The following is a 10,350-nucleotide window of genomic DNA, read 5'->3' on the forward strand; positions in this document are numbered from 1 at the left end:
AAACCTCTCCGTATTCTCTCTTAGTCTTGTTCAGAAATCAAATAGGAGTCCTATATAATCGATTGATTTTTCTATTCAACATCTTTAATGCTGGTTTTCCGTTCCAAAATCTCTTTCAGCACCAAGGTTACTACTGCTAGCAACGCTAACAGTACAGCCGCAGAGAAAGCAGCTTCGGTTTCGTATTGTTTGTAAGCGTCTTCTACAAACAGTGGTAAACTCTGCGTTTGGTCAGCAATGTTGCCAGAGACCACCGAAACCGCCCCGAATTCACCCATTGCTCTGGCATTGGTCAAAATTAAACCGTAGAGTAAGCCCCAACGGATACTGGGCAGGGTGACGCGCAAAAATATCTGCCAATCTTTCGCACCTAGAGTTCTAGCAGCTTCTTCTTGATCCTTACCAAATTCCTCTAAAACAGGAATTACTTCGCGGGCGACAAAGGGCATACTCACAAACGCTGTGGCCAGTACCATACCTGGAAAAGCAAAGACAATCTTGATATCATGTGCCTGGAGCCAAGGGCCAAACCACCCATTCCGACCGTAGAGTAGCACAATCATCAATCCTGCGACTACGGGCGAAATCGAAAAGGGCAGGTCAATAATGCTCAAAACTATGGCGCGTCCAGGAAATTTATGACGAGCGATCGCCCAAGCTGCACATAACCCAAATACTGTATTCACAGGTAAAGCAATTAAAGCTAGCAATAGCGTCAGCCAAGCTGCATGGAGAAAGGCTGGCCGCGTCAGGTTCGATAGAAATGGCCCAACTCCTTTACTGAAAGCTTGGACAAAAACGTTGATTGCTGGGATGTATTGAACCAAAGCTAAATAAGCGATCGCTATACCAATTAAAACTATTGGCACCCAACTCTTGTGCTCTTTAGGCTTGGCTATTTCTGCATCAGACCCAGAAGATGAGTGAAAACTTGGCTTATCTACTGTCATATCGCCTTGCCCATGTTTGTAAGAAATTAATTGCTAATAACAGTACCAATGAAATTGATAGTAAAACTATGCCAATTACTGTTGCACCAGAATAGTCATACTGCTCTAAGCGCTGGAAAATCAGCACAGGTGCAATCAAATCTTGAAATGGCGTATTGGAAGAGATAATTACAGTTGAACCATATTCCCCAACTGCACGGGAGAAACCCAAGGCAACACCAGTTAAAATCGTCGGAAATAAAGGTGGCAAAATCACTTTCCAGAAAGTCTGCCATTGAGAAGCACCCAAACACCAAGCGGCTTCTTCAATTTCATGTTCCATTTCCTGAAGCACAGGTTGCACAGTTCTCACGATAAAAGGTAGTGAGATAAATATCATTGCCACCGCTACTCCCGTGCGGGTAAAAGACACCTTAATTCCCAGTGGTTCTAGTAGCGAACCTATCCAGCCATTATTGCTGTAAACTGTTGCCAGAGTTAGCCCTGCTACCGATGTTGGCAGCGCAAAGGGTAAATCCACTGTGGCATCAATCAAGCGTTTTAAAGGAAAGTTGTAGCGAACCAGAACCCAAGCAATCAGAGTCCCAAATACGCCATTGAGTAAGGCAGCAAATATTGCTGTAAAAAAAGTTACGTTGTAGGTAGCTAATGCGATATCACTGGTTGCGATCGCCCAAAATCTCGCCGGAGTTTCCGTACTTGCTTTCAGGAACATGGCAGCGATGGGGATAAATAACATCACCGTCAGGTATGTAATGGTGATTCGCCAAGTCCAGGGAACCCGCCCCAATTTCTTCCAGAATGGTGTATTGCGTTCCACTTCTACAGAGGGAGATATACTCGTCACGTCGCTTCGCTCCGAATTCAAAATCCAAAATTCAAAAAAGTTTTTTGTTAGTATTCGTAATTCGTAATTATTACCCCACAAATCTTCGCGCAGCGTGCCGAAAGCAAGTTAGTTGGTCTATCCTTCAATTACGAATTACGAATTACAAATTATTTTGACTAATTACTTTTTTTTGGCTTGAATCTGGTCAAAAATAGCTCCATCTGCGAAGAACTTCTTATTAATTCCATCCCAACCGCCGAAGTCTGCAACTGTACCCAAAGTTTTCACTTTAGGAAATTTATCTGCAACTTCTTTACTGAGAGTCAAAGTCTCATCCACCGGTCGGAATCCCAATTTTGCAAACTCCTGTTGAGCCTCTGGAGTATATAGATATTTGACAAAACCTTCAGCAACTTCACGAGTACCATGCTTATCGACATTTTTGTCTACCACGGCGATGGGATTGTCGATGGAGATATTGACATCAGGGATGATCGCAGTCAACTTTTCACCCTTTATTTCTGCCAAGATAATCTCATTTTCATAGTTAATTAGGGCATCACCTTGACCCTGCTTGAAAAAAGCATCAGTCGCTTCACGGGCATCTTTAGTCAGCAAGGGCACATTTTTGTACACTTTGGTAACAAACGCAGTCGCTTTAACATCATCTCCACCAGTTTTAATCACTGAATTCCAAAGAGCTAAGAAATTCCAGCGAGCAACTCCTGATGTTTTAGGATCAGCGGTAATTAGTTTTATACCGTCTTTAGATAAATCTTCCCAGGTCTTGATATTTTTAGGATTTCCTGGACGCGTGACTAATGCTGCCACTGATTTGGAAACAATACCATTGTTGGGAACTTCTTTCTCCCATCCTGGCTGAATCAATCCAGCCTTCTCAATCTTTGAGGTGTCTCCAGCTAGCGCCAAGTGGACAACATCTGCTTCCAAGCCATCGATAACGGCGCGAGTTTGGGAACCAGAACCGCCATAACTTTGCTTGAAAACGACAGTTTGGTTATGATCTTTCTTCCACTGTTGTACAAACTTGGGAATGATTGCTTCGTGAGCCGCTTTGGTAACTGCAAACGACACAAGAGTTAATTCAACATTATCTTTGTTTGCAGCAACAGGACTAGCAATAGGAGGTTGCGTGGAAGAATTACTCCCAGAATTACTCCCAGAATTACTCCCAGTTTCACCGGAGCAGGCGGCAAGCGCCACACTCAATACAGTACCTACCAGAAAGAGTGATACAAAGCTTTTGAGCGAATTCAGTCTGAACCGATATGTTCTATGTTCAGCGTAGACGCGAAGCAGCTTGTCGTAAGACATCGCTTGTAACCTTTTCAGTGGGCGTTGCCACAAATTCATTCTATTTTCTCCACTAAATCTACAGATAATTGATGGTAATACCGTTATATAGTGTTTATCATACTGGATGATTGCATGTATCTAGTTGCAAACACCAAAAAACATCACATTCTTTATCAAGAACATGGTGATTCTACCAGTTTTGTGAGGAATTACAAATGCTTTTATTTTCAACTATCAAATTGCGTAGGCGCAGCCCGCCTTCTCTACGAGACGCTTTGCGAACGGCATCGCAGCAGTTTTCCTTATCAAGCAACTTGCTAGGGAATTGGGCATTGGTTATTTCCCTCTGCTCTCATGCTCCAATGAAACATTAGTCAGATATTTTATACCAATTATTTCTAAAGCTGTAAAAAATCAGCCTTAGTAAGACTATAAGCTTAGGCAACTGGTTCTATAGAAGCTCACAAATAATCAATATTACATGTTTTAAGTACGAGTTTTATGAGTGGAAATAAAACTTTTTATACTAAAAAGTTGAATTTCGAGAATTAATCTGATAGTCTCTTTCTCAAGATAAACAACGGTAACTTGATCGGAGTACCGTTTTTAATCAAACAACTACACAACATCCAGCTTCCATGACACATCTGCAAGCCAAGAAGTTACAAGTTTCCCGACCAGCCAGACAGCGATTTCTGCAATTAAAGCCCGCCTCAACTAAAACCTCTGCGTTATTATTAGCAACTGGCTTGAGCTTAAGTGTCCTTATCCCTGCTTACGCTTGAAGATGAAACCTTTTATATAAGCTCATTTACAGGTATAAGAAGAAAATGTTTTTTCTTGCGGTTCTGTGGCGAGGAAGTAAGGCTTTGCTTTGCAGAGGGCATTCCTAGTCAGAGACTAGGAACGTGGCATGTGCCCCTAAATATCGAGTCTATTACCTGAAACAAATGTAAATTACTCAAGATGAAAAGTACGAAAAACAAAACCCATCTAGAAAGTATCTAAATGGGAAAAATCTAGTAACTACTTATTTTTAAGTGAATGCATATTTCCAGGGCAGCCCGTCCTGAAAAACTAATAACTCTCCCGGTTGGATTTGTGTCCAAACTTCATTGTCAGTCAGGGGTGTGGTAGCAATCACAGCAACGCGATCACGTTCAGTAGTCACTTCCCGAAAATCTACGGTCATGTCTTGGTCAATTAAATGGGCAGCTGCAAAGGGCGCTTGGCGAATAATGTAGCTGAGTTTGGTTGAGCAATAAGCAAACAAGTGTTTTCCATCGGATAACAAGTAATTAAATATACCTAACTTGGCAATTACATCACTAATTTTTTTCAACACAAGGTACAATTCTTTTATGTCATGCTTACCCTCAGGAAAGTGCGATCGCAATGTTTCTAGCATCATACAAAATGCTTTTTCACTATCGGTGTCACCTACGGCTTGATAAAAGCCCAAATTTTCCGGGTCAAAATTTGGCAAATTACCATTGTGGGCAAACACCCAATATTGACCCCACAATTCTCTGCGGAAAGGATGGCAGTTGTGTAGGGCAACTTCACCCTGAGTAGCTTTGCGGATATGGGCTATGACATGGGTTGAGTGGATGGGATAACTCCGCACAAACTCTGCTACCGGAGAAACAACAGAAGGTTGGGCATCTAAAAACATCCGACATCCCTTTCCTTCAAAGAAAGCAATGCCCCAACCATCGCGATGATCATCCGTTTTTCCTCCCCGTGCAGAAAACCCTTCAAAAGAAAAGCAAATATCCGTTGGAACATTGCAGTTCATTCCAAGCAATTGGCACATAATAACGTCATAGCAAATTTTTCAGCCATTAATAAGATTATTCATACCATTAGCGTACTATCTTAGAGCTTTTTGTAAATTAAAAGCGTATTTAACCTGACATTTTTCGTTCGTTAAAAAATACTATTGATGTACCAAGGGCATACATTCCATCTTTATACCAAAAGTTCTCATAACCGATAGTCCAACAACTTTAACTATAACTGACTTCCTGACTTTTCACGGTATCTGGAAAATCTCTCTTCTTTATCTCTCTCATAATAGGTCTTTTAGAGGCTTGAAGTTACTAACTATAAGATGCTCAAAAAGTGCTCAAAGCGTTTGTAATGAGTTATATCAAGTCCGGTTAATCACTTATAATTACCGCATCTGTGCAAAAATCCCAAAAGCCTCTTTCCCCCTGCTCCCTGCCCCCTGCCCCCTGCCCCCTGCGGTCTAAATGATAAGTCTTTAACCGGACACGATATTATCGGATAACCAATGTATAAGCACTTTAAATACAAAAAGACCAGCCTCCCACAGCTGGTCTAGAAAATCTTTTTTGCGTTGTCTTCTCAAGAGAGTTAAAACCCAATTGCGCGTTCTCAAAATGCAAGGGGTAACTTTTCTTAACAATATTGTAACAGTCAACACAGATTTTTCATGAATATTCATGAAAAAAAGATATAAATAAAGCTTAAAAGCCTCTATCTATCAGGATAATTCAGCAGATTGCAGGGGGAGCAGGGGGAGCAGGGGAGACAAGAAGAATAACCAATGCCCAATGCCCAATCGCCTCAATTTTGAATTTTGAATTTTGAATTTTGAATTGTTAATTGTGGTTTTCCCCAGAGGATGCTCTCCTGCTTGTAAATGGCAATTCCCGGTTTTGCTCCTTTGGGTTTGTAGACGTGTTTTGGCTGAGTGTAAACTACTGGCACTTGGTCACTCTGACGGGCGCGACTGTAATAGGCGGCAAGATTCGCTACAAATTGCAAATCAGCTTCTTCTGCAACAGCACCTGGTTCTAGACGTAGCAGCACATGGCTCCCTGGAATTTCTTGAGCGTGGAACCATAGGTCATAATCCCCTGCTACACGAAAGGTTAATTGGTCATTCTGGCGATTATTGCGACCGATTAATACTTCAAAGCCGCCAGGGGTAAGGTAACGATGAAAGTTAGTGCTGGGGGCTTCATTGGCGTTGCTCTTGCGGTATTCTGGATCTTCTAGATACTTTTGCCCAATCAACTCTTCGCGGATTTCTTCTAAAGCTCGCAAATCTTCTGCTGTTTGATAATTGTCTATCTGAACGATCGCAGCTTCTACTTGTTCTAAATACTCAATTTCTGTCTGCACTGACAATAGTAGCGGTTCCACAGCAGCACGAGCGCGTTTTAGCTTTTGGTGCTGTTTGTAAAGACTTTGGGCATTTTGGACAGCATTCTTATCTGGTTGGAGAGCGATCGCTACTGGCAAATTTGTATCAAAATCAGCAAGGATAATTTCCTTCATCCCCGGTTCCCAGTTTTGCAGGTGAGCCATCAATAAATCAGCTTTTTGTCGAGACTCATCAGCTTGATCTGATTGCTGCAAGCGCGTCTTAAAGGTTTGAGCTTTATTCCGTAATTTCGTCAGAATATTATTTAATTTCTGACTCAACTGATGGCGTAATTGAGAAAATAGCTGTTGATTGATCTGGTCAGTATAGTAGCGGTTGAGCAACTCCTGGATATCTTTGACGTTTTCAACTGCACCCCAACCCATTACGGTATAACCATCTTTTGTCCAAGCGGGTTGAAATTTACTGTCATCCAAGGCTTGCAGCCATTCTTGCCAACGCTCAAACAGCCGTTGCCAGTCGTCGGGGTTGAGGCTATCGGTGGATGTTTCTGGTGCGATATTTGCTTCTAACAGCATTAACTCCAGTAGTGCTGCACTCAAGCCACTATAACTTTTTAGCAATTGCCGCTTAATTGCTCCTGGCACTAAACTTACCCGTTCTTGCCAACGTTCTTGGGACTCGCTCAAACTGGGGACAGTTCCAGTCAGTTTCGGTGGTGTTTCATAAGGTTGTCCGGTTTGGATGGGACGGACACTAGATTGTTGCTGACTGACTTGATGGGCGGCGGTGATAATTATATTGCTGGCGTCGGTGAGAATGACGTTGCTATACTTGCCCATGATTTCTGCATAGACATGATAGAGGGCGCTTTCCCCAGGACGACGGGCAAATTGCAAATCAATAACACGCTCCCAAGGGGCGATCGCTTCAATAGCCACCAGTGCCAAACCACCCAGTTGGTGTATCAGTTGTTGGCTAAAGGTGAAGGTATCTGGCGATCGCGGTGGTGGATCACCGATACAAATATGTGTAGCTTGGGGATGCCAACAAATCTCTAGCCAATCTCGCTGTTTCAGGGTGCGTAACGCCATCGCAATAGTGTAGCGATCGCGCTGGTAAACCTGTTCTAAGCGTGATGGTAGCCAGTTAGCGCGGATTTCGCTACAAGCAGCTGTGAGAGTGGTAAAGTCAACTGGTTGCAAAGCGATTAGTTCTTAAGATTCAAATGGTAGCGATCGCTATGCTTTTATCTTAGTTTAGTCAAAGCATAGTAGACCTCAACTATCATAGCGGTTACTTGGTTTGGTCGTACCTGCGAATAAAAAAATGCAGAAATCTATCAGTGAACCAATAGTGGAAATCACTCACCCTAAAGAAATATTTAGAAGAAATGATTGAGTAATGGTGACTGAGGACTAGGAAAAGAAAATTATTGCTTACTTCCGAGTTACCCACTCACCATTATCTCTGTTACGCAAGAGAATTATTTAGCAACCAAAACTGGCTGTTTTACTGTTGACTGCACTAATTCGACTGTTGACTCCACTAGTTCTTTTGCTGTTGATTGCACTAATTCCGCTGTTGACTGCACTAGTTCTTTTGCTGTTGACGCTACTGGTTGTGGTTGCAACAGTTGGGTGTAAAGTTCACTCAGTTGATTTGCTACACCATCCCAGCTAAATTTATCTTCGACGCGCTTTCTACCGGCTTTACCCAATTCGTCTCGCCACTCTGGATTTAAAAGAATTCGGTCAATGGCAGACGCAAAGGCATCTACATCTTGTGGCGCTGCTAATAAACCAGTTTTTTCATCAACCACAGTAAACTGAAGTCCGCCGACATCACTAGCCACAACTGGTGTACCACTTGCCATCGCTTCGATCGCCACAAGTCCAAAGGGTTCATAGTGACTGGGAACAACGCAAACATCCGCAGCTGCGTAATAAGTTGGCAAAATATCTTGACTCAGACGACCAGCAAAAGTTGTAAAGTCACTCATCCCCAATTCATTGACGATTTGCTCAATGCGATCGCGTTCTATACCGTCGCTGTTACCTGGAGTACTACCACCACCAATAATTAGCCGGAGATTGTTGGAGTCGCGTAGCCCAGACTCGTTTACTGCACGCACCAAGGTTTCTATACCTTTGCGTGGGTCAAAACGTCCTACATATAATACAACTTTCGCTTCTTTCTCAATACCCAATTCATGTCTAGCTGCTTCTCGTGCAATCGAACCAAAGCGCTGAATATCTGTACCGCAGGGAATGATGTCGATATTGCCTTTAGTGGAAACTAGCGATCGCATATGTTCTTTTTCTTGCGGACTTGTCGCCACAATTCGCTCTGCTTTTTCCAACACCTCTTTTTCCACTGCTAATCGCTTCCTAGCAATCAGAGGAATATCTTCTTCTTCTATAGTGTTATACTTCACCACTCCTAATGAGTGGTAGGTGTGAACCTGTTTACTCTGTTGCTTTTTCTTTAAGTCCATCCCCACCCAACTAGAGAGCCAATAGTTAGTGTGAACTAACTCGTATGTAATATCATTTTCTTCTTGAAATTTGAGGAAATTATCCACAAATTCTGGCAGATATTCAAAAATTTCATCTCGTGGCACAAACTCAAGCGGGCCAGCTTTTAAACGAATAGTTTTACAATTGTCGCTATGTTTAACAATCGAGTCTTGCTCCAGACTCACTTTACGGGTAAACATATCAACTTGCCATCCTAGCTGCGCTAGTGCTTCACCCACGTGGCGCACATAAACATTTTGTCCCCCAGCTTCTTCTTTCCCTATTTCAATCGCCGGGTCTCCGTGGACGGAAATCAAGGCAATACGTTTTTCGGTGGTAGAGTTCATAGTTTGTGTGTTGCTGATTTTAACAAAGTTTTAGCCTGTTCCAAGTTCGTGTATAGCACACTTCCCTGAATTGTTTAGAAACTTTGATTAATATTGATTTTAATGTATTGTGTCTAATCTTTATTTACATCTTCTGCCAGAAGTATACTTTATTTGTATTAGATTTCTTTAGATATAAAAAATTGCTATGTATATATCTCATACTTTTGATAGATGAAAATTATATTTTTTCATTTACATTATGCAGAGATAGGAATCGTAAATTGCACAAATTTAGCCTTGCCACTAGGGAGCGAATTCTCTTCGCCGAATACTTTTCAAACATCCTCTTAATGACCGAAAACGAAAAGGGTACAAGCCCCTCTTTTACAAAGTTATGATGCCTGGGGCGGGCTGCGCCAACGGATAGCGCAGCGTTAGCGAGTCCGCGAGTGTCGGAAACCTCCGCTCAGACTTTGCGCTAAATTGATTTATGGGGATTATTAATTTTGAATTTTGAATTTTGAATTTTGAATTTTGAATTTTGAATTTTGAATTCCCCGTTCGCGTAGCGTCTCCAAGAGTTGGGGTTGACTCAGTACTCTCTCCAGCGACTGACTCATTCTAAACTTTTGAATTTGGAATTGCTGTTTGTTGTTGATCAGAGAACAGCGATCGCATTCATCTATTTAACACCTTGCTGACTAAAAGCGATCGCACCATATCTGACAAATTCTAGGCTGCGGGCGATCGCTGCTACACTAATAAACTATAAATAGTTGCGGTATTTCTGGGTATGACTTCACCTTACTGGAGACAACGACTCGCATCACCGTCACCTCAGAGCCTTTTGTTCTGTCTCCCCATCATGCCCAAAAATTTCTGCAACCGTCGCAGGTTATCTCGCGTTTTCCTGTTTCTTTTTACTTGTTTACTGACTGTTGTCTTTTCACTTAATTGGGTAAACGCTGAAGAAGAACCAAAGCCAAAGCCAGAATTATGGCAGATTCAGGGTATTATGGCAGCCCTTAATGATGACTATCCCAAGGTGAAGACGTTGGCTTTGGATAAATTAGGTAAGTATAAACTGAAAAATTTAAAATCTTTAGAGAAGGAACTAGGAGATATTGCAAAAATTGCTGCCAATCTCCTCAAAAATAAAAGCGTTGAGGCTGAAGTTCGTTACAGTGCGGCATCAGCTTTGGGGAATTTGGGAACAGCAGCCACACCCTACGTCAAAGACATCGCTGACATCCTCAAAGATAAAAGCGTT

At 42.2% G+C, this 10,350-nt stretch carries 6 protein-coding genes and 1 pseudogene; 1 reads left to right on the top strand and 6 read right to left on the bottom strand.

The features are described 5' to 3' along the window. Positions 1–71 precede the first annotated feature (71 nt). The 6 genes from cysW to PUQ00_RS30670 form a co-directional block, all read right to left on the bottom strand. A complete protein-coding gene (gene cysW, locus PUQ00_RS30645; RefSeq protein ID WP_300423561.1) occupies positions 72–950 on the bottom strand; it encodes a sulfate ABC transporter permease subunit CysW in 879 nt (292 codons plus the stop codon). Then, positions 937–1,788 carry a sulfate ABC transporter permease subunit CysT gene (cysT, locus tag PUQ00_RS30650; protein WP_300423570.1) on the bottom strand — a complete coding sequence of 284 codons (852 nt, stop codon included), beginning with the start codon at positions 1,786–1,788 and terminating at the stop codon, positions 937–939. Before cysT ends, cysW begins: the two co-directional genes overlap by 14 nt. Positions 1,789–1,959: 171 nt before the next feature. Further along, positions 1,960–3,153 (bottom strand): sulfate ABC transporter substrate-binding protein, encoded by a 1,194-nt coding sequence (locus PUQ00_RS30655; protein WP_300423563.1) that lies wholly within the window; start codon positions 3,151–3,153, stop codon positions 1,960–1,962. A gap of 979 nt (positions 3,154–4,132) precedes the next feature. Then, positions 4,133–4,912 carry a class II glutamine amidotransferase gene (locus tag PUQ00_RS30660; protein ID WP_300423565.1) on the bottom strand — a complete coding sequence of 260 codons (780 nt, stop codon included), beginning with the start codon at positions 4,910–4,912 and terminating at the stop codon, positions 4,133–4,135. A gap of 776 nt (positions 4,913–5,688) precedes the next feature. Continuing rightward, a complete protein-coding gene (locus PUQ00_RS30665; RefSeq protein ID WP_300423566.1) occupies positions 5,689–7,437 on the bottom strand; it encodes an NFACT family protein in 1,749 nt (582 codons plus the stop codon). A 281-nt stretch (positions 7,438–7,718) separates the two neighbouring features. Beyond that, positions 7,719–9,098: a glycosyltransferase family 1 protein gene (locus PUQ00_RS30670; RefSeq protein WP_300423568.1), complete on the bottom strand. Its 1,380-nt coding sequence runs from the start codon at positions 9,096–9,098 to the stop codon at positions 7,719–7,721. Between the two features lie 775 nt (positions 9,099–9,873). On the opposite strand from PUQ00_RS30670, the pseudogene PUQ00_RS30675 reads away from it, so the two are divergent. Next, positions 9,874–10,350 (top strand): annotated as a pseudogene (locus PUQ00_RS30675) (hypothetical protein); the annotation flags it as partial.

It is taken from the genome of Nostoc sp. S13, from assembly GCF_029379315.1.
Classification (GTDB): domain Bacteria; phylum Cyanobacteriota; class Cyanobacteriia; order Cyanobacteriales; family Nostocaceae; genus Nostoc.

Coding starts and splice junctions, on each gene's coding strand:
- cysW (WP_300423561.1), bottom strand. CDS start 950: ATGACAGTAGATAAGCCAAGTTTTCACTCATCTTCTGGGTCTGATGCA.
- PUQ00_RS30670 (WP_300423568.1), bottom strand. CDS start 9,098: ATGAACTCTACCACCGAAAAACGTATTGCCTTGATTTCCGTCCACGGA.
- PUQ00_RS30655 (WP_300423563.1), bottom strand. CDS start 3,153: ATGAATTTGTGGCAACGCCCACTGAAAAGGTTACAAGCGATGTCTTAC.
- PUQ00_RS30660 (WP_300423565.1), bottom strand. CDS start 4,912: ATGTGCCAATTGCTTGGAATGAACTGCAATGTTCCAACGGATATTTGC.